This is a genomic window from Anaerococcoides asporogena (assembly GCF_029590275.1).
GTDB lineage: Bacteria > Bacillota > Clostridia > Clostridiales > Clostridiaceae > JG1575.
Genome location: NZ_CP120965.1, coordinates 3,634,158 through 3,654,754 on the forward strand (window position 1 = coordinate 3,634,158; position 20,597 = coordinate 3,654,754).

Here is a 20,597-nt window from a genome sequence, read left to right on the forward strand (position 1 = left end):
TTGACTTGAATCCGCCTCAGCCAATATACTTGATTTGTTAACAAACAATGTACGTTTTGAATAAAAATACAATCCAGAACCTGATAATTTGTGCGCCTCGCCTCAGAATCCCGGCTGAATCAGTCCATGATTTGATTCGCTCGGGCCGAGCGACGATCAGTCCCTGGAGGTCAAAGCGAAGGCTGCAAAGCACCCGGTCCCGCCGCTCACCCGGAGGACCGGGGGTATTTTATAGGAGGAATCATTCATGGAATCAAAAAAAAGGGGACTCTTCTCGGACTGGCGAGTACATGTCATTATGGCTGCCCTCGTCATTGTGGCTGAATTGATCGGAATTCAGAAATTCAAATTCGGAATCATCAGCTTCTCACTTCTGCCAATGCTCTTTGCGCTCGTAATGGGTGTCATTCTCTCTCAGTTCAAGGGACTCATCTCCAAGAAGGACATGGAGACGGCTTCCCCTTATATCGGCATCACCGTCATGGCACTCATCGCCTGGATGGGCGCCTCCGTCGGACCAAACCTGCAGAAGCTGTTTGAAGCCGGCCCGGCTCTGATTCTTCAGGAGATCGGCAACCTGTTCACGGTTTTGTTCGCTCTGCCCGTCGCCGTTCTTTTATTAAAGATGGACCGGACCGCCGTCGGTTCTTCCTTCTCCATTTCCCGGGAAGGTTCCCTGGCAATTATCGGCGATTTATACGGACTGGATTCCCCGGAAGGCCGGGGCGTCATGGGCTCCTATATCACCGGTACCCTGCTGGGAACCGTGTTCAACAGCATTCTGGCGTCAATCGCCCTGAATATTGCATTCTTCCACCCCGAATCATTGGCCATGGCAGCAGGTACCGGCTCTGCCTCCATGATGACTGCGGCTCTGGCTCCCATCGTTGAAGCCTTCCCGGACAAAGCGCAGGTGCTCTCGGCCTATGCCTCTTCCAGCCAGCTTCTGACCTCCATTGACGGACCCTATATCGGAATTTTCGTCGCCATTCCGTTCACCAACTGGCTTTATAAGAAGCTGAAAGGCAGACAGGGACTGGAAGCGGAAAAAACTAAGAAAGTCATCCTCAAGGAACTCTCCGAAGAAGAAAAGGATGGTATCCTGCTGGAAGAACCGGAAGTGGTTGAGAACGTCTGGTTCACCCGTGTCAAGGTGCTCATTATTTCAGGCATCATGGCCGCGGTGGCAAACTACATCATGACCTCGAAAGCCGGCAAGCCCGTCACACCCGACCAGGCACTCCCCGGACTGGCCATCATGGCCGTCATTATTCTGTTCAGCTACTGGGTTCAGGAAGTGCTGGCCAAACACACCCGCATCAATCTCCCGGCCATCATCTATGTATCCCTCATCACTTCGGTTCTTTGTGTTCCCCAGCTCTTCGGGGAAACATCAAAATTCATCGTGGCAAAGATCATGACCGTTGGTCTGCTGCCGCTGTGCACTCCGATCCTGGCCTACGCCGGTATTGCCACCGGCAAGGACATGGCTGCCTTCAAGCAGCAGGGCTTCAAGATCATCCTGGTCTCCCTGCTGACGTTCATGGGAACCTTTGTGGGATCCGCGCTGATCGCGGAAGTGGTCATGCGCCTCTCCGGTGCATTCTAGAAGCATTCGCCGCATCGGCAGCAGATGAATAGCAGGAAATGAAAAAAATATGCAAATGAAATGGCAGGTTGAATGCGCTTCAACCTGCCATTTCTCTGTGGTTTATTCCTGTTGATGGTTCGGAACTAATCCAGAACGAAGCCGTACTTGACGGGGTCGGTTTCGTCGATGACGAACTGATTGAACCCGGTAATCCAGGCCGAACCGGTGATCTGCGGAATGAATGCGTCAAACTCGCCCACGGTTGTCGTTTCCACGAGCTTGCCACGGAAGATGGTTCCGGTGATGGACTCATAGACAAACTCTTCGCCCAGTTTCAGTTCGCCCTTGGCGCCCAGGGCGGCCATTTTCGCACTGGTTCCGGTGCCGCAGGGTGAGCGGTCAATCTGGCGTTCCCCGAAAATAACCACATTTTTGTAATTGGCTTCCGGATGAGTCGGTGCGCCATAGATTTCCACCAGGTCCACCGTATTGATGTGCGGCAGCGTCGGGTGCTGCACCCGGATTTCGCGGTTGATGACATCGCGCAGCTCCGTGGCCATTTTCAGAAGCCGTTCGCTGTTTTCCGGTTCGATGGTGCAGCCGAAGTACTCATCGCGGATCAGGGCAAAGAACGATCCGCCAAACGCGATGTCAAAGGTCACTTCCCCCAGCAGCGGAGTGACCAGACGGACATCCCGGCGATACAGGAAGGACGGGACATTGGTTACTGTTACGGATCGGGCCTTGCTGCCCTCGACCCGGACCTGAGCCCGGACCAAACCGGCCGGCGCGTCCAGCGTCACATGGGTTACCGGCTCCACCATGGGGACAATGCCGGTCTCGACCGCGGCCGTCGCCGCGCCGATGGTGCCGTGTCCGCACATGTTGAGATAGCCCTTGCCATCCATAAATATAATTCCGAAGTCCGCTTCCTCACTGACGGGTGAGGTCAGGACTGAGCCGAACATGTTGGCATGACCCCTGGGCTCCAGCATGACGGCCCGGCGCAGCCAGTCCAGATTCTGTTCCAGATATTCCCGTTTTTCGGCCATGGTCTGGCCCGGGATATTCGGGACGCCTCCCGTGATAATCCGGGTTGGCTCCCCGGCGGTATGAGAATCGATTGCTTGTAACATCCTGGTGATAACCACGATTTCCCCTCCTGATGGTTTATAAACCTGTCTATGTTTTTTCTCGTTCGCTCAGCGGGTTGTCTTTGGTTTGATCCTGCCGGAAGCTGCCTGGGGCTAGACCCGAGCCATATATTCAAAGGGCAGCGGGACAATCATGCCGGCCGAAGAAATCTGGAACAGCTGCTCCAGGGTGGCCTTTAAAATGGCAGTCTGCATTTCAATGTTGTTCGGTTCACCGGCATTCGCCCCCATGGGTACCCGGGGGGCAACCGCTCTGGGCGTGCCGCTCTGCCGGACAACCGGCGGAAGTGCTGCGATGATGATGGTAGGAATCCCCGATTCCTCGATCGCCCGCTGTACAATGACAGCGGAACGATGACAGGTGCCTCAGCCAGCTGTCAGGACAACGGCATCCACCGCTTCTTCCTTCAGTTTTTTCGCGATGGCCGGACCGGTTTCATGCTGAAACTTGTCCTGGTCGCCGCCGCCGCCCATAAAGCCGTAATGCACCGGGGCAACTTCCTTGATGAAGCCCTCCCGGGCCAGCTCCTGCAGCCGGATAATGGGAAACATCGCGTTGATGTCCTTGTTGACATCGCCGTTGTCATAGCCGCCGTGCGAGACCATGAGGTCCTGGGCCCGGACATCGCCCGGGATCTCCCGGAATGAAAAGTCACCGGCCAGATTGAACCGCTCGTCAGTTTTCAGATGCACCCCCGCTGCTGAAGCGATGGCGATGCGCATATTCTTGAGTTCCCCGGTCACCTCGGTCCAGACCGGCGTAGGCGTTACGGGAACATAGATCTCAGACTGCAGACCCTTGATTATCGTCAAATCCATTGGTTTCCTCCTGATGTTTTCTGATGCTGTTCTGCTGATAGGTTTCATCGATCTCTCCGGAGAGCACTTCCGGATAGCTCATGACGAAGCCGACTTCCATTCCGACCTGGAGCGGCCAGTCCGTGATGATCATGCGCCGGGGCAGCCGGACATGACCCAGGCGGCCCTTCAGATCCAGGGCAACGCCGCCGTCGGTCACTTCGACAATGATGCCTTCCTGATAGTGTTCCGTCGAAAGATATTTCAGCTTTTCCATTATTCTTCCTTCTCGTAGATCTCGGCCCGCTTTCTGGATTTTTCCAGAACCTGCTCGTTGTCCTCGAGCCGGATGGTCCGGCCGGTGGCTTCCTCGATCACCTTGATGTTGTTCAGCTTCACCTGGCTGGTCCATTTGCGCTCCGCTTCCTTCACCGGTTCCCCGGCCATGACGGCTTTGATCATGGCAATGGCGCGGACGGCATCTTCCGGGGCCAGACAGTTGTTTTCCAGGATTTCGTTCTCGATTCCCTGTTTCGACTTGTTGTTGTCCACCATGTGCTTCATGTAGTCATTGCCCACGACCAGAGCGCCCTGAACGGCGCTGAAGGTCATGCCCACCACCGGGTAGCCCCGGCGGCCTACTTCTTCGTGATGCGCGGCAAAGTCAATGTGGTTGTTGCCGAAACCTTCGGTGGTAATGATGACGCCGTCGGGATCAATGGCTTCCACCGTCATGCCCAGACGGCGGGAGACGTAGAATTTTTCTGAGTTGATCTGGGGGGAGCCGACGAACAGAACGCCGCACAGGTCAATTTCCGGATCGGCCATGGCTTCCAGCACCAGAGGCTCCCGGAAATAATGGCGGGAGGTTTCCTTGGAAGCGGGTCCGATGCAGGTCAGGGCGTGAATTCCCCCGTCCAGAACCTCCAGCGGCGAGAGCATGACCGGCAGATTGCCCAGGTCGACATTGGCCTTGGCGCCAAAGGTTCCCACCGGTTCCAGCGGCAGGATCAGATTGTCATGCATTGCGCCCTGTCCCATGATCTCCTTAACGATGAGGAGCTTTTTGCGGCCCCGCCGTCTGACCTGGCGGAAGTCCTCATCCCGCACCATCACGCAGTCCTGCGCTTCCTTCAGCGCACTCCTGATTTCTTCGGTGATGAAGTCGGAGGCCTTGTGGGCCGCCAGCGGGCCGGGCCGTTCCATGTTGGTTCCGGCCTTGATCGTGACCTGCGTCTTGATGAAGAGATCGCCATGGTCCGGTGAACCGGGCCGGCCCCACATAATGTTGCGGTCCATCGGTCCCTCGGAGGAACCGAATTCACCGATCTGAACGCCGTTTTCATCGGTTCCGGTCACCACCAGCACCGCGCCGTCAATGACCCGGGTCACGCCAACGCCGAGCTCGCCTTCGACTTTCACCGCCACGGGCTGAACATCCATGATGGTCTCGGAATACTTGCAGTAGTCAGCCGGCGTGATGATTTCCAGTTTCAGGTCGGTCACCAGTTCCTGGGAAGCCACGGCATCGTGCTCAATTCCTTCCCGAATAAAGAGGGTTGTCCCCTGAATCTTTGTCTCGGGGCCGCGCCGGATCTCCTCAATTCGGATATAGCTGCGCTTCAGGCTGCGCAGCACCTGTTCGGAGTATTCCGGCTCACTGGGAGCTGCCGGTGCTGCCATCCCTTGAGACAGTCCCATCCCTACGGGAATTTTCAGGTCGATGTCGCGGCCTTCCCCGATATGAATATGAATGTACTGGGTTCCCTGGGCGGATCCCTCCACCTGAGGGGCGACTGACGCCGCGGGCTGAACCGGGACCGGTGCCTGAGAAGTCAGGGCGCTGACCGCAGGCAGCTCCACCACCGCCGGGGTCAGCGGGGTCAGCGCGTCCAATGTGGCCTTCAGCTTCCCGCCGAGGACTTCCCCGATGCTCAGGGCATCCGTCGGGAACTCCAGCAGTCCGGTTTCCAGAAGGTCCGGGAAAATGGCCGGATCCTCCAGGATTGACGCTTCAATGACCGAGCCGGCTTCAAACCGGCAGCAGGTGACTGCCTTGTCCCCGGCATGGGCCAGGGCTGTTTCCTTCGTAATCGACATGTATGTTCCTCCTCTGATCGAAGGTCCGCCGGGGACCTTTCGTGAAATCATCTATTTTGCAGTATGGTTCGGGAACCGGCAGTCCAGGGTTTCCCCTTCGTGCCTGGTTTCATGCGGAATGGATTAAAGCTGGGTTTCGTCGAAGGTGCGCAGCACCGGCTGGCCCATGGTGAGCAGCACATGGTCGGTGATATGTCGCACTTCCAGGCCCAGTTTGGGGGCCGACCCCATGACGGTGTTGGTGCAGTCGGAACAGTGTCCGATGAGGATCGTCTGTGCTCCCAGTTTTTTCAGAGCCAGAACTTTCTCAGCCTGTCCAGGGCAGTTTCCCGGGTTCATGCACTTGTAAGTGCCGCGGCTTTCGACGGCGTTCTTGCAGACCTCGTGGCCGACAATCTCGCCGCCCATGGAGCGGGCAACCTGTTCCAGCCTCGGATAAAGCGGACCGCAGGCGCACTGGATAATGCCGACGCGGGAGGCTTCCAGCTGTTCAAAGGGCTGGGTCACGAGGATGCCGCCCAGGGTTTTTCCAACAGTATCTTCGCTGCTGCCTCGCCGTCCGGTGTAGGGACCGCCCAGCAGGATTTCGCCGGTCTCGCCGACGAATCCGCCGAAGGCTTCCAGCAGTTCGGCAACGGATTGCCCCAGGGGAACCCGCAGCACTATGGTCTCGCCCGGATCCAGATCCTTCAGCCGGCCGGCCACTGTCAGGTATTTATCCATGAGGGGCTTGCCCTCATCCACCGCATCGCGGATGGCGTAAAGGGTCTCGACGTTGAAAACCACCGCATTGGCCGCTGACGGCAGCTGAGTCGTTTCCAGGAGCTGGTTCAGAGTATCGCGGATCAGCGCCCGCTCCTCGCCCACCGGATAGACATTGCGCAGTGGGAGCACGCGGATGTTCTGAATCCCCTGGGCTTTGATGGCCGAAGTCAGCAGCTTGATTTCCGTGCGGTGCTTCAGTTTCATGCCGATGATGCCCTTGCCGGCGCCGGTGGCTTCCATGGCAATGGCAACAGCGCGCAGCAGTCCCTCGGGATCCTGCCGGATCTGATGCATGTTGTGCTCCAGCACCGGTTCGCATTCGGCCGCGTTGCACAGGACATAGCCGGACGGATCCAGGCGGGTGCCCAGTTTGACGTAGCTGGGGAAACCGGCACCGCCCAGGCCGATGATGCCTGCCCGCCGAACCGTGTCGGCGACTGACAAGCCCGGCTCCAGGCGGACATAATCAAATTCGGTCTGATCCGGCGCTGCCTCAATCACGATATAGCCGTCGGCGGCTGATGTCACGATTCCATTGGCGGGACTGTGCAAATCCACTCCCAGGGTGGTTTCATCGCAGCGGGCAATGACCTGGCCGCGCCGTACGTGTTCTCCGGCTCTGACCACAGCCTGGGGCGGCACCCCAATACCCTGCTTCAGAGCAATCTTCAGTTGGTGTGTCATGTTGGCTCCTTTGTTAAACGGGACCGCTGTTAAAATAATAAAATAATCCGGGTGATCCCTGTCAATTCGCAACGCTCTACCAATTATTGTTGCGAGTTTTTCAAAAATGAAAACGATATCTTGAGACACAATAAAAAACGAAGTTTCGTTGACGCCGAAAATTCGCTGCCTGTGGTTTATTTTGCTACATACATTCTATCTCATTCGAACGATTTGTTAAAGAAAAAACTAAATATTCTGTCGCCCGCAGGCGAACAAAAAATTCTGCCTGTCAGATCAACGCTTTCATTTTAGCATAACTTTTGCCCTTCCCTGTTCTAATTTTGTGTTCCTGTTTTCCTTCCCGCAGAAACTGTATCTATTTTTCTTCTCATTACCGATCGGCTTCCAGACCAGCATCTGATTTTTGCAGGCAAAGGCCTGATCCAGAATCGGATCCAATCCGCAGCCGCCCGCTCAGCCCGTTTTGGAATTTGCTATACTTAAAGAACACACCCGGTTGCAAACCCGGGAATAAAAAAAAGAAGTGAGGCAGCAGCATGGAACTGGATCCGAACGAACTGAACTGGCATAAGAGACTGGCGGCTGAGACCTTCAACAGCGTCTGGGATCTCATGGAAAAACCGGACCGGAGCGATTATGAAACGCTGCGCATGATCCATACGGCGCATGCCTCGGTGGTCCATTGGAGCTATGTCGGGGAAGCCATCCACATGGCCCGGGGTGAGTGGCAGGTGTCCCGGGTCTACACCCTGGCCGGCATGCCGGAAAGCGCCCTGTACCACGGAAAGCGGTCCCTTGAAATCTGTCTCAATAACAACATCGACGATTTTGATCTGGCGTTTGGCTATGAGGCAGTAGCCCGGGCCCTGAAACTGGGAGGACGGACCGAAGAATCCGAGGAGTACCTGCAGTCCGCCCGCAAGGCGGCCCAGGACATCGCGGAGGAGGGGGACCGCGCTTATTTCCTCAGTCAGCTGAGTGACTTATGATGGACCGGTCTGAATCAGCCGGCTGTCGGATCTGTCAGCTGGAATCCATCGCCCCTCCCATCTCAGGTGACTATCCGGAAGTGATCTATCAAACGGTCGGTGGCTGCGGTGCTGCCCAGTGGAGCTGGGTACGCTTTACCGCCAGCGACAGGGAGCTGTGGTGCGGTCAGTTTCAGGGAAAATTCCTGGGAGCCGCGCTCTCACCGGTACGGAGCGAAGCCCTGATCCTGACGGACCTGTTTCTCTACCGGCTGGACGGGAAAACCGGACAACTGCTCGAATGGATGGAAGGAATCAACTGGTCTCAGGTCACCGCTACTCCGGCCGGGGATTTTCTGATCGCTGACGATTATTCCATCTGCCGGATTGAATCCGGCTTAAGCGATCTGACCGATCTCCCCCTGCCGGTATCCCTGGAAGGCATTGAATTTGGCGCCTGGCAGAACGAGTTCCTGACCATCCGGGGCACTTTGTTTCTAAGCGGCGGAAAACAGGTGGAGCTGATCCTGGACTCAGGAGATGATTCCATCAACCTGAAAAATCCACTGGATATTCCACCGCCAATTGACGCAAGACCCATCCCGTCACCGATACGCCGGATGATGCCGCTGTTCCTTGTCCTCAGCCTGTTCCTGCTGATTGCTCTCCTCATTTGGTTGTTGCCAGACAGCTAGAAGGGTCCGTGAATGGAACGACTGACGAAAAATGCAAATCACTAATTTATCCATCTGATCAAACCGACTGACTGAAAACCGACTGACTGAAAACCGACTGATGTATCTCTCAGCAGGAAATCCCCCCAAAGAAGACAGACCGCGATGGTCTGTCTTCTTTGGCTGAAGTCGAATTCTTTTGCACCCATCACCTGATCTGGTAACTTTGAACTGGTTCGAAACCCATCAACTGGTTCGGAACCCATCAACTGGCCCAGTTTCCGGCAACAGTCAGGATTGCTCGATTTCCCGGGGCAGATCGCAGACTCCAGCAGTGCAATGATACAGGAAGACTCGGTCCGAACTGTCCAGGCTGCCCAAAAAGTCAACCGCGGCGCGGAGCGGACTGTCCGGTGTGACCAGCTGGATCCGTCCAGGCAGATTCAACGAACGAGCCAGTCGGGTCAGGGCCTCGAAATCCGGTCCGGTCAGGATATGCAGTTCCTGATCTCCGGATATTCGCTGCCAGGCATCCACCAGGGTGACCACGGCATCCGGGTTGTCCGTCATCTGGCCGGAAAAGCGCTGAAACATCTGATCCAGAATCCGCCGGTACCTGGGCTCGTGGGCGATCAGGCTAAGCTCGGCCAGGACCAGCGCCATGATTCCGTTTCCCGATGGAATCGCGGAATCGTAGGCATCCACCGGGTTCAGAATCAGGTCGGACCGACCGACTCCCGCCAGCTGAAAGGCTTGTTCCGCCTCGGAGTAAAATTCCTGCAGGGTCTGCTCCGTGAGTCGGATGGCCTGAAGAAGCCACTTTGGCCGCTGACTGGCCTGAGCCAGTGCCAGCAGCGCGTGAATCCCAAAGGCATAATCGTCCAGGATGCCTTCGGGTCCCATCCGGCTGCCCCGGCGGGAGGTATGAAGCCTGCCGTCCACGGTCATTGATCCCAGCAGCCGGTCCATCGTCGCTTCGGCCAGGGTCAGCAGGGACGGATCGGCAAAAGCCTGGGAGCCGACGGCCAGGGCCCGGACGACCATGGCGTTCCAGGAAAACAGGATTTTATCATCCCGCAGGGGCCGGATCCGCTGATCCCGCCAGGCTTTCAGCTGATTGAGCAGCGGCCGCCAGACCTGTTCTTCGGAATCCCGCACCGACAACTCGGCAGCAATCAGATTCAGGATGTTCCCGCCTTCAAAGTTTCCCTTTGCCGTCACCCCGAAGACAGCTTTGAAAGGCTCTGCCGCATCGCCCGCGATCTGATCGATCTCAGCTTCGCAAAAGACATAGAATTTGCCTTCCACCCCTTCTGAATCGGCATCCTCGGCGGCGCAAAAGAGTCCGTCTTCCGACTGGAGATCATTCATTATATACTCCAGGGTCCGGTCATAGATCGTTCGAAACAGGGGCAACGGCTGCCTCTGCCAGGCTCTGGCCGCCACTTCCATCAGAAAGGCATTGTCATAGAGCATCTTCTCAAAATGTGGCACCAGCCAGGCCTCATCCACACTGTAGCGGCTGATGCCGCCTCCGACATGGTCATAGATTCCGCCGCGGTACATGCTTTCCAGGGTGGCAAACGCCATTTCCAGGGGTCCTGGTTCGTCAGGGGGATCCGCCTGATCTGCCCCGGTCTGGACATCCGGCTGATTCAAAAGGAACAGCAGGTTGTGTGGGGCAGGAAACTTGGGTTTGGTGCCAAAGCCAGGATGAACCGGATCATAGCGCCGGCGCAGGGTCTCCACCAGCTGTTCGGCCAGGTCGGGGTCCAGGCTGCGGCGGTCCTCCCGCTGCCGGCTCCGGATGGTTTGAACCTGGGTGAGCACCTGCTCCGTAATCTGTTCCACAGCGGCAGGATTCCCGTGATAGACCTCCTGAATCCCGGTCAGTATCTGAGGGAATCCGGGGGACCAGACCGTGGCCTGCGGCGGGATGTAGGTAGCGGCATAAAACGGCGCCAGCCCGGGCGTCAGAAAGACGTTCATCGGCCAGCCGCCCTGCCCGGTCAAGGCCTGGGTAAAGCTCATGTACAGGTGATCCAGATCCGGGCGCTCCTCCCGGTCCACTTTGACGGCAATGAAGTGCTCGTTCAACAGTCGGGCAATTTCCTCGTTTTCAAAGGATTCCCGCTCCATGACGTGACACCAGTGGCAGGTGGAATAACCTACCGACAGAAAAATCGGCTTATTCTCCCGCCGGGCCCGCCCGAGCGCTTCCTCGCCCCAGGGGTACCAGTCCACGGGATTGTGGGCATGCTGCAATAGATGCGGCGAGGCTTCGCCGATCAGTCGGTTGGTATGCTGTTGAGTCATGGCTTCCTCCTTATCAGTCGAAATGATAGTACCATTGTAAGGAGCAGATGTTACCGCCGAATGAACTGAATCCCAGGTCCCCTGGCTCCCCTTCGCCAGCACCACCCCTTCAATCCTGTACCGCCCGGCCTTGCCGTGCAGGAATCGGACCGAATTGGCGGCAGTCCGTACTGACAGCGGAACTTAAAAAAGCCAGGAGACTCTGCCCTGCAGGGTCTCCTGGCGTGTCGCTCGGTGGGGTAACTACTGATTTCCTTTGAAATAATGCAGATCCAGGGCCTGGGACAGGTATTCCAGGGTCTTGATGCCGCACAGACTGTTGCCCTTCTCATCCAGGGCGGGACTGTAGACCCCCAGGCCGGCCTTGCCCTGGACCAGGGCGAGAATGCCTCCGCCCACGCCGCTTTTGGCCGGCATGCCGACTTTAATGGCAAATTCCCCGGAACTGTCATACATGCCGCAGGTGACCATGAGTGTTTTGACCAGAGTGGCATAATAAGCGCTGAGAATCGGCTCTCCGGTGAGCGGATCCTGCCCGTCATTGGCCAGGATCATGCCAAACCGGGCCAGATCCCTGGTATTGACCAGGATGGAGCACATCCGGAAGTAGGCATCCAGGGTCGCTTCCACATCCCCCTGTATGACCTGGTCAGATTTCATGAAATAGGCCAGAGACCGGTTCAGGTCACCGGTTTCCTTTTCCGACCGGTACACCGTCTCATCAATGGTCAGGGGGCGGCGGGCCAGGCCTTCGAGGAATTCCATGAACTGGACGAAGGTTCTGCCCTCCTCCAGGATCAGCCCCATCGTCGCGATGGCGCCGGCATTGATGAAGGGATTCAGAGGATGGTGCCCCTTGGTTTCCAGCTTGACGATGGAGTTGAAGGAATCGCCGGTCGGTTCCACGCCAACCCGGGAGAAGACTTTCTCATGACCCAATTCAAGCAGGGCGTAGATCAGGAGCAGGGCCTTGGAAATGCTCTGCATGGTGAACATCTGATCCCAGTGGCCGCGGCAGTGGAACTCCCCATCCCGGGTGAGAACGCAGATGCCCAAATGGTCAGCGGGGGCTCCAGCCAGGGCCGGGATATAATCAGCCACTTTGCCCTGTCCCAGATAACCGGATCCATAGGCAAGCGCGTCGGTCAGTCCCTGATCCATCGCTTGGGTCAGATCGAATGTTTTTTTGAGTTCTTCCATAGCATTTCCTCCGTCATGAATACAATCCCTTCTATCTTACCGAGTGGCATTCAAAAAGACAAACCGCGAGCTCACCCCCGCGGTTCGTGAAACATCATATTTACAACAAAAACCGGCGGGCTTTAATACATTTTTGGTTTGGGTCCGCCTTCGTTTTGTTTTTTTGAAATTACCTGTTATTTTTTTGACTGGCCGGTGGTTTCGGTCCGGCTGGTTTCGGTCCGGCTGGTTTCGTCCCGGCGGGTTCCGCTCCGGCTGCTTCCTCCTGGCGGGAGAGCACCCAGTCCCGCAGCACCAGGGCATGGTTATATTCCCGGGACTTGGCGGCATAGAGAAACACCACGGGCCCATCCGCCAGATAAATTGCCATCTGCTCCAGAAAGTCCGCCGCCGCAGGGTTTGCGTTCAACTCCTCCAGGTAGGCTTCCCGGAACCGGGGAAAGGTCTCGGGATCATGGGCAAAGGTCCGGCGCAGTTCCGTGGATGGCGCCACTGCTTTGGCCCAGTCGGTCAGCTCAAGATCCTCCTTGCGTTTCCCTCTGGGCCAGAGCCGGTCTACCAGAATCCGCCTGCCCGCTGCAATCTCCTCATACACCCGGCTTACCTCAATGACTGCCATGCCTGGTCTCCTCCCTGTTCCCTTTGATTAACTACATTGTAACCCTTTTCTCCCGGAAAAAGCGTAAGAATAAAGTACGGGATCCCAAGGGATCCAATAGAAAAACCGTACAGGGAGGAACCTGACATGATAAAAAAAGCCGCCCCTTTCGTCCTGAGTCTGTCAATTCTGACCGGCTGTGCTCCGGCTGCCCCGGCTTCGGCCTTTTTGAAGAAAGTTGCGGTCAGTCCAACGGCCACCACTGTCCAGGTCCCGTCGGACATCCACGCCAGCATCTTTGCGCTGGCCAAGGAGATTACCCCGGCGTACTTCAGCGAATCCAAGAAGCAGAACCAGATCTTTTCCCCACTGTCCCTGTGGACGGCGCTGGGTGTTCTGCGGGAAGGCGCAGCCGGTGAAACGCGGACGGAGCTGGACCAACTGATGAAGCTGTCCGCGGACTTTGACTCTTCCAAGGTGATCCCGGACTTGTCCAAAAGCCTCAATTTCATGACGGCTTCGAAACTGCCCAAGGCCAAACCGGATGATTCCAAGTACGGCGTCCTTTTAACGAATGGGATTTTCTTTGACCAACGCTTTGCCAAAAACATCCGCTCCAGTTTTTTTGAGACGGCAGCCTCGGTCTGGGGTACGGAAACGGCCCAGGTTGACTTTACTAAAGAAACCGAAACCAAATCGCTTATCCGCCAGTGGGTCAGTGACAAGACCGAGCAGTTCATCGCGGATTATGACGCCACCTTCGCCACGGATGGTTCCGCCATCCTCAATATCTACAATGTCCTGTTCCTGAAGGACCTGTGGCTGGAGCCTTTCCAGAAACTGGAGAATCAGACCTTCCACGCTCCGACCGGCGATGTTTCGGTGCCGTTCATGGGCCGTCTTGCCGAAGGCGCTCACTATGTCGATCATTCCAAAGCCCAGGCTGTCGCTTTCCCCGGAGAACAGGGCATTCGCGTCTGGTTCATGCTGCCGAAGAACGAATTGCAGCCGGTGGACCTGGTGGCTGACCTGGATGGCATTCTGGCCGGCGGAGCGCCGACCTATGTCAACTTCAAGGCACCGGTCCTGGATCTGGACGGAGAGAATCTGTCGCTGAAGGACCTGCTGGAAGCCAAGGGCTATACCAAAATGTTCCATTCGGCGGATCTGTCCCGCATGCTGGACGGAGTCAACGCGGAGGTCTCCGAGATCAAGCAGAAGACGAAACTGCAGATGGACGAAAAGGGCTTCAAGGCTGCGGCCGTCACCGAAATTGGCATTCTGGAGACCTCCGGACCGGCCGATCCCCCGGTTGAATTCATCGCTGACCGGCCCTATCTTATCGTCATTGAGTACCAGGGCCTGCCTCTGTTCATTGCTCAGATCAAACAGCCGTCAGAAAAATAACGGCAACCGCCTCGCCTGAAACGGAGGAATTCTTATGAAGCGACCGATCATCCCACTGATTCTCGGACTGTCGCTGCTGGCGGGCTGCGCGCCGCAGAGCCCGGCTTCGGCCTTTTTGAAAAAAGTCCCGGTCAATGATTCCGCCCCGACCATTCAGGTCCCAGCGGAGATTCACGCCAGCATCTTTGCCCTGACCAGGGAAATTACCCCAGCCTATTTCAGGGAATCCGCGAAGCAGAATCAGATCTTTTCCCCGTTGTCCCTGTGGACCGCCCTGGGGGTTCTGCGGGAAGGCGCAGCCGGAGAAACCCTGGCGGAGCTCGACCGTCTGATGAAGCTGTCGGCGGCCTTTGACTCCTCGAAAGTGATCCCGGATTTGTCCAAAAGCTTAAATTTCATGACAGCTTCGAAATTGCCCAAAGACAAGCCGGATGATTCCCGGTACGGCATCCTTCTGACCAACGGCATTTTCTTCGACCAGCGCTATGCCGCCAAGATCCGCTCCGCCTACCTGGAAACGGCTGCCTCGGTCTGGGGCACGGAAACGGCCAGGGTGGACTTTACCAAAGCGGCCGAAACCAAGGAAATCATCCGGCAGTGGGTCAGTGACAAGACCCAGGAGTTCATCCCAAATTATGAAGCGAGCTTTGCCACCGACGGATCCGCCATCCTCAATATCTACAATGTGCTGTTCCTGAAGGACTTATGGCTGATGCCCTTCCAGAAGCTCCAGAATCAGACCTTCCATGCGCCTGCCGGCGATGTGTCGGTGCCGTTCATGGGACGCCTGGCCGAGGATGCCCACTACGTCGATCACGCCAGAGCTCAGGCTGTCGCCTTCCGCGGCGAGCAGGGCATCCGGGTCTGGTTCCTGCTGCCGAAGAACGGGCTGCCACCGGTGGATCTGGTGGCCGACCTGGAAGAAATTCTGGCGGGCGGAGAGCAGACTTACCTCCACTTCAAGGCTCCGCTCCTGGATCTGGACGGGGAGAACCTGTCCCTGAAAGACCTGCTCCAGGCCAAAGGCTATACCAAAATGTTCCAGGAAGCGGATCTGTCCCGCATGCTGGACGGTATCTATGGCGAAGTATCGGATATCAAGCAGAAGACCCGGCTGCAGATGGATGAAAAAGGCTTCAAGGCCGCTGCGGTCACCCAGATCAGCATTGATACCTCGGCACCGCCGGATCCGCCCCTGGAAATCACCGTCGACCGGCCCTATCTCATCGTCATTGAATACCAGGGCCTGCCTCTGTTTGTCGCTCAGATCAAACAGCCGTCAGAACCATAGCCTCACTCACCACGTTTGAAAACGGAGGAATCCAGATGAAACGATCCACCATTCCATTGATTCTGGGGCTGTCCCTGCTGGCCGGCTGTGCGCCGGTCACGCCGGCTTCGGTGTTCTTAAAGCAGGTTCCGGTGAATTCAGCCCGAACTGCGGTTCAGGTCCCTTCCGAGATCCGTTCCAGTCTGTATGAGCTGGCGGAGGAAATTACCCCGGCCTATTTCGCGGCCTCGGAGAAGAAAAATCAGATCTTTTCCCCGCTGTCCCTGTGGACGGCCTTGGGTGTTCTGCGGGAAGGCGCGGCCGGGGAAACGCTGGCGGAACTGAACCGCCTGATGAAGCTGCCGGCTGGTTTTGATTCCTCGAAGGTCATTCCGGACCTGACCAGAAGCCTCAATTTCATGACGGCATCGAAATTGCTCCGGGACAAGCCGGATGAATCCAAGTACGGCATACGCCTGACCAACGGAATCTTTTTCGATTCACGCTATGCCGCCAACATCAAATCCCAGTATTTCGAAACCGCCGCCTCCGTCTGGAGCGCGGAAACCGCTCAGGTCGACTTCACCAAAGAAAAGGAAACCAAGGAAATCATCCGGCAATGGGTCAGTGACAAGACGGACCGGTTCATGGAGGATTATGAAGCGACCTTTGAGACCGATGGCTCTGCCATTCTCAATATCTATAACGTGCTCTACCTGACCGATCTGTGGCTGGTTCCTTTCCAGAAGCTTCAAAATCAGACCTTCCACGCTCCCTCCGGTGACGTCCAGGTTCCCTTTGTGGGCCGACTGGCCGATGGGACGGACTATGTGGATCATGCCAAAGCCCAGGCGGTCGCCTTCCCCGGCGAACAGGGCATCCGGGTCTGGTTCCTCCTGCCCAGGGGAGAAGCCGAACCGCTGGATCTGATTCCAGAGCTGGCCTCGATTCTGTCCGAAGGGTCCCCGGCCCTGGTGGATTTCAAGGCTCCCGCCCTGGATATCAATGGCGAGAACCTGTCCCTGAAGAAACTCCTGATCGACAAAGGCTACACCAACATGTTCCTGTCCGCGGACCTGTCGAACATGCTCAGCGGCGTGACGGCTTCCGTCACCGAAATCAAGCAGAAAACCAAACTGCAGCTGGATGAAAAAGGCTTCAAGGCCGCTGCCGTCACTGAAATCGGCGTCGGCAAAACCTCCCTCCCCGGGGACAATAAGATTGAGTTCACCCTGGATCGCCCCTACCTCCTGGTCATCGAGTACCAGGGACTCCCCCTCTTTATATCCCGAATCCAGGATCCGTCAGAAAAGTAGCCCATCCCCTCACAAATCCGGATCCACGGTACCCTTCACCCAGGACGTACTGACGAAGAGAACCTGCAATGAAAACGACCTGTTCCGGACTGACATGGACCGGAACAGGTCGTTTTTTTGTCTGAACTATGTTATGACTCAAGTTCTGGCGTAAGTTCTGGCTTAAGATCTGAAATCATGGAACACATCAGGGTGAGAGGGAACCGGACGGAGTGTTTACCATACGTCCTCCTGCCCGTCAGACTGCGGCGGGGTCTGAGGGTCCCGTGGCTTGCCCTGGTCGTTGGTTTTGGCTGCCGGGTGGGTCTGGGTGATTTCTTTTCGGATCTCATTCAGGGTTTTGAGGTAGATTCCCGCGATCAGAGTCATGGCGGCTCCGATCAGGAGAGAGGTTCTGCGCTCGGATTTTGACATGGGACATCCTCCCTTGTGCAGTGTGGTTCGGGTGCTGGTCTTCCGGCTCAAAGTCTTGTCTTCTATACCCCTACTATACATCGAATCCGGCGCATATGGTATTCTTGAAGCAGGAACATCCCGCTTAATTTCGCACCCTTCCCTCAGATAGCGGCGTTGGCCGGACCGCTTGGTTCAACAGCTCCGGCGTTCGCCCGGAAGTAACGGGCCGGACTGCTGTTCCAGTTTGCTCAAAAAAGGAAGACTTTCATGAATTATAAATTGCCTCTCAACATTCTTCACGTTGCCGATCTGCATCTGCTGTCCGCCCGTCTCCATGACAAAGGCGATGCCCTGCACCGCATCAGTCTGCAGGGTGACGGCAAAGTTCTGCCCTATTCAGCGGAAATCGTGGAGGCGTTCACCTGGTATGTGCTCCGCCAGAAACCGGATCTATTGGTCATCAGCGGCGATCTGACTTTCAACGGGGAATTGGAGAGCCATCTGGATGTGGTGGAACAGCTGCACCGGATTCAGTCCGGGGGAATTCCGGTAGCGCTGATTCCCGGGAATCACGATATCGCCATCGCTTCGGCGGCCGCATTCCTGAAGGGAAGCATCCGGTCGGCGCCGTCCATCAGTGAGCCAGAATTCCTGGAGCTGTACCGGGCCTTCGGCTATGACCGGGCCCGCTGGCGGGATCCGGCTTCCTTCAGCTATATCCTGGAACTGAATGACGGGCTGCGGCTGGCTTTGATTGATACCAACACCCGCCTGGCACCGGGCAGGATTTCTCCGGCAACGCTGGAATGGCTGGACCGGTCCCTGGGGGAAGCTTCCGCTCAGGGCGAAACCATTCTGACGGCGACCCATCAAAATATTCTGGTCCATAATGAAAAGTTCACCAGGGGATTCATCATCGACAACCATCTGGAGCTGATGCAGGTTCTCGATAAGTATCGGATCCGGCTGAATCTGTCCGGTCATATCCATCTGCAGCACCTGGCTCTAACTCCGGAGGGTCTCAACGAAACTGCCACCGGGGCGTTGTCGGCGTTTCCTCATTTAATGGCTCATGTGACCATTGATGAGGAACTGGTCCTGCAATACCGGACCGAATCGCTGAACGTGTCCGGCTGGGCCGCCGGCCAGGGTGTGGCTGACCCTAATCTGATGGATTTTGAGGCTTTCTCCAGTCAGTACTTTTACGGGATTTCAGCGCTGAAGACCGGTGCTGATCTGCTCCAGGATCCTTCCCTCAGCGAACCGGAGGTGATTCGAATGGCTGAATTCGCGGCGGAAGTGACCCGGGCCTATTTCTCCGGAACCCTGCATCTGCTGCTGCAGGATCCGCAGCGTCACCAGGGCTATCGCCTGTGGGAAGAAAAAGGGCGTCACCTGCGGTTCTGGCATTATCTCAATTCCTTCCTGATTGCTCCGCTCAAGAATGAGAATGAGCTGCGGCTGTCGCTGCGGCCGAAGCCCTGAATGGCGCCTGCTCGGTCTGATAGACCCGGCAGGCCGCCAGAAACCGGCTCACCGCTTCCGGATTATCGGACCAAAGCAGGTGCGGGTAACCCGCCAGGGTTTGCCTGGTCTGGCGGAAGGCCGGATAGGATCTGCCGCTGCCGGCTTTAACGGCGGTGAAGCAGTCGCCGGGATCGTCACTGACGGAGTGATGGAAGCTGTGCGCCGGGATGACGGCTCCCCGGGGCAGGAGCAGATTGTCTGCGTTGGCGGTCAGCCTGGCATATCCGAAATCCTGGAGCGAATCGGTCATCCGGGTGATTCCGGGGAAAACGCCCGCCATCGGGTACTCCTCTCCCGATGGTGTCCGGATGGCTTTGTGCAGCACCATAAAGCCGCCGCACTCGGCATAGATTGGCAGCCCCGACTGTGAGCCTGTCCGGAGGGCTTGGAGCATCCCCTGATTTTCGGACAGAGTCCGGGCATGCAGTTCCGGATAGCCGCCCCACAGGATCAGGCCATCCAGATGGTCCGGCAGAGCCGGTTCGTGCAGCGGGGAGAAAAACACCAGCTGGGCTCCCATGGTTTCAAGGAGGTCCAGGTTGTCCTGATAGTAGAAGCAGAAGGCTTCATCCCTGGAAATGCCGATCCGCAGCGGTCGGTCCCCCTCAGCGGATACTGGATCGTCTCCGGCCGCATTCGTGGTGCCGGATCCGACTCCGCTTCGATCCCTTCCCTCCGGCAGGATCGGCTCCGTTTCAGCCATCGTTTCCCGCGGGTCCAAGCGATCCGCTCCGGCGGCAATCGCAAAGAAAAGATCCCAGTTGACTCCCTGTAAGGCCGCCTGCCCCAGGCGGTCCAGCTTCTGGCGGAGATCGCTGATCTCCGCCGCTGTGATCAGGCCCAAGTGACGGGATCCGATCTCCGCTTCCGGAATGGCGGGCAGCGCGCCCACCACCGGCAGCTCCAGACGCTCCTGGATCATCGACCGGTAATACGCCACCAGGCCATCCGGGCAGTGGTTGAGCAGAATGCCCTGCACCCGGTTGGGCATGAACTTCAGAAAGCCAAAGATTTCGGCACAGACGGACAAACCTTTTCCATGGACATTGACCACCAGGAGCACCGGCGTGCCCGTGACCAGGGACACGGCATTGGCAGAAGCTGTTCCCTCATCATCAATGCCGTCATAGAGCCCCATCACCCCCTCAATCAATGACAGATCAAAGGACTGACCGTGATTATGCAAGGTGGATCGGACCGTGGCTTCCTTCATCAGAAACAGATCCAGATTGCGGCAGGGAATCCCCGTGACCTCCCGGTGAAACATGAGATCGATGAAATCGGGACCGCACTTGAAGGCAATGGGTGATTTGCCCAGCAGCTTCAGGGCAGACAGAATGGCTGAGGTCATCGTCGTTTTTCCGCTCCCGCTGCCGGTTCCGGCAATGAGGAGGCGTGGTCTGATTTGATTCATAATGGTTCCTTTCCTTCGGGGAGCGAAGCCAGCGTCAGCGGGATGCTTCCCCCTGATGACCTGAAATATTGTCATCAGGACATCCTGAAATCTCGGCATTCACTGACATCTGCTTCAACCATCGCTCTGAACCGAAGTATCGCCTGGTTTGTTCTCCGAAATTGTACCAAATTTTCAGCCTGCGTGATGCTGTATCCCGGGGGAAGTACTATTTTTGATCACCAACCGGTGCGCTTCCTTTCCGGTTCATATCCTGCCCTCCGCCTGAATCCGTTCATGACAAAACTCCCTGTCGGGCAATCCGAGCTGTTCGCTCTGCCTGGCAGGGAGTTTCTGATCTCTGTTGTTATTGACCAGTCAGACTCGCATCTGACGGATGTTTCATTCAGTGAATCTTTGGTGGTTAAAGTCTGTTG

17 protein-coding genes are annotated in these 20,597 nt (G+C 56.8%); 7 read left to right on the forward strand and 10 right to left on the reverse strand.

Annotated features, from left to right (window positions below; all coding sequences use genetic code 11):
• Positions 1-247: 247 nt before the first annotated feature.
• On the forward strand, positions 248-1,609 hold the full coding sequence (locus P6M73_RS16555; protein ID WP_277854111.1) for a DUF3100 domain-containing protein: 1,362 nt from the start codon (positions 248-250) through the stop codon (positions 1,607-1,609).
• 125 nt (positions 1,610-1,734) lie between these two features.
• On the opposite strand, the gene P6M73_RS16560 is transcribed toward P6M73_RS16555, so the two are convergent.
• From P6M73_RS16560 to prdC, 5 genes are all read right to left on the reverse strand, one after another.
• On the reverse strand, positions 1,735-2,727 hold the full coding sequence (locus P6M73_RS16560) for a proline racemase family protein (RefSeq protein ID WP_489666510.1): 993 nt from the start codon (positions 2,725-2,727) through the stop codon (positions 1,735-1,737).
• 111 nt (positions 2,728-2,838) lie between these two features.
• Positions 2,839-3,564 (reverse strand): D-proline reductase (dithiol) protein PrdB, encoded by a 726-nt coding sequence (prdB, locus tag P6M73_RS16565; protein WP_277854113.1) that lies wholly within the window; start codon positions 3,562-3,564, stop codon positions 2,839-2,841.
• On the reverse strand, positions 3,530-3,820 hold the full coding sequence (locus tag P6M73_RS16570) for a CBO2463/CBO2479 domain-containing protein (protein WP_277854114.1): 291 nt from the start codon (positions 3,818-3,820) through the stop codon (positions 3,530-3,532). Before P6M73_RS16570 ends, prdB begins: the two co-directional genes overlap by 35 nt.
• The gene (prdA, locus tag P6M73_RS16575) at positions 3,820-5,643 is read right to left on the reverse strand and encodes a D-proline reductase (dithiol) proprotein PrdA (protein ID WP_277854115.1); all 1,824 of its coding nucleotides are present in this window, start codon (positions 5,641-5,643) and stop codon (positions 3,820-3,822) included. Before prdA ends, P6M73_RS16570 begins: the two co-directional genes overlap by 1 nt.
• A 123-nt stretch (positions 5,644-5,766) precedes the next feature.
• A complete protein-coding gene (prdC, locus tag P6M73_RS16580; RefSeq protein ID WP_277854116.1) occupies positions 5,767-7,092 on the reverse strand; it encodes a proline reductase-associated electron transfer protein PrdC in 1,326 nt (441 codons plus the stop codon).
• A gap of 539 nt (positions 7,093-7,631) precedes the next feature.
• On the opposite strand from prdC, the gene P6M73_RS16585 reads away from it, so the two are divergent.
• Positions 7,632-8,084, forward strand: a complete 453-nt coding sequence (locus P6M73_RS16585) for a hypothetical protein (RefSeq protein ID WP_277854117.1) — start codon at positions 7,632-7,634, stop codon at positions 8,082-8,084.
• A complete protein-coding gene (locus tag P6M73_RS16590) occupies positions 8,081-8,758 on the forward strand; it encodes a hypothetical protein (RefSeq protein ID WP_277854118.1) in 678 nt (225 codons plus the stop codon). Before P6M73_RS16585 ends, P6M73_RS16590 begins: the two co-directional genes overlap by 4 nt.
• Positions 8,759-9,028: 270 nt before the next feature.
• Here the strand turns inward: P6M73_RS16590 and P6M73_RS16595 are convergent, their stop codons facing one another.
• From P6M73_RS16595 to P6M73_RS16605, 3 genes are all read right to left on the reverse strand, one after another.
• Entirely contained in the window at positions 9,029-11,053 is a 2,025-nt protein-coding gene (locus P6M73_RS16595; RefSeq protein WP_277854119.1) for a thioredoxin domain-containing protein, read from the reverse strand.
• 243 nt (positions 11,054-11,296) lie between these two features.
• On the reverse strand, positions 11,297-12,214 hold the full coding sequence (gene glsA, locus P6M73_RS16600) for a glutaminase A (RefSeq protein WP_277855809.1): 918 nt from the start codon (positions 12,212-12,214) through the stop codon (positions 11,297-11,299).
• 208 nt (positions 12,215-12,422) lie between these two features.
• Positions 12,423-12,872, reverse strand: a complete 450-nt coding sequence (locus P6M73_RS16605; protein ID WP_277854120.1) for a DUF488 domain-containing protein — start codon at positions 12,870-12,872, stop codon at positions 12,423-12,425.
• A gap of 126 nt (positions 12,873-12,998) precedes the next feature.
• On the opposite strand from P6M73_RS16605, the gene P6M73_RS16610 reads away from it, so the two are divergent.
• Genes P6M73_RS16610 through P6M73_RS16620 form a run of 3 tightly spaced genes read left to right on the forward strand, consistent with a single transcriptional unit; the run spans position 12,999 to position 16,844 of the window.
• The gene (locus tag P6M73_RS16610; protein WP_277854121.1) at positions 12,999-14,258 is read left to right on the forward strand and encodes a serpin family protein; all 1,260 of its coding nucleotides are present in this window, start codon (positions 12,999-13,001) and stop codon (positions 14,256-14,258) included.
• A 34-nt stretch (positions 14,259-14,292) separates the two neighbouring features.
• A complete protein-coding gene (locus P6M73_RS16615) occupies positions 14,293-15,549 on the forward strand; it encodes a serpin family protein (protein WP_277854122.1) in 1,257 nt (418 codons plus the stop codon).
• A 35-nt stretch (positions 15,550-15,584) separates the two neighbouring features.
• Positions 15,585-16,844: a serpin family protein gene (locus P6M73_RS16620; RefSeq protein ID WP_277854123.1), complete on the forward strand. Its 1,260-nt coding sequence runs from the start codon at positions 15,585-15,587 to the stop codon at positions 16,842-16,844.
• 216 nt (positions 16,845-17,060) lie between these two features.
• Here the strand turns inward: P6M73_RS16620 and P6M73_RS16625 are convergent, their stop codons facing one another.
• Complete coding sequence (locus P6M73_RS16625; protein WP_277854124.1) at positions 17,061-17,258, reverse strand: hypothetical protein; 198 nt, start codon at positions 17,256-17,258, stop codon at positions 17,061-17,063.
• A 249-nt stretch (positions 17,259-17,507) separates the two neighbouring features.
• Here P6M73_RS16625 and P6M73_RS16630 point away from each other — a divergent pair, with 249 nt between their 5' ends.
• Positions 17,508-18,725 (forward strand): metallophosphoesterase, encoded by a 1,218-nt coding sequence (locus P6M73_RS16630; RefSeq protein WP_277854125.1) that lies wholly within the window; start codon positions 17,508-17,510, stop codon positions 18,723-18,725.
• Here P6M73_RS16630 and P6M73_RS16635 read toward each other — a convergent pair.
• Entirely contained in the window at positions 18,679-20,181 is a 1,503-nt protein-coding gene (locus P6M73_RS16635) for a cobyrinic acid a,c-diamide synthase CobB (protein WP_277854126.1), read from the reverse strand. The genes P6M73_RS16630 and P6M73_RS16635 overlap by 47 nt on opposite strands.
• Positions 20,182-20,597: the final 416 nt, after the last annotated feature.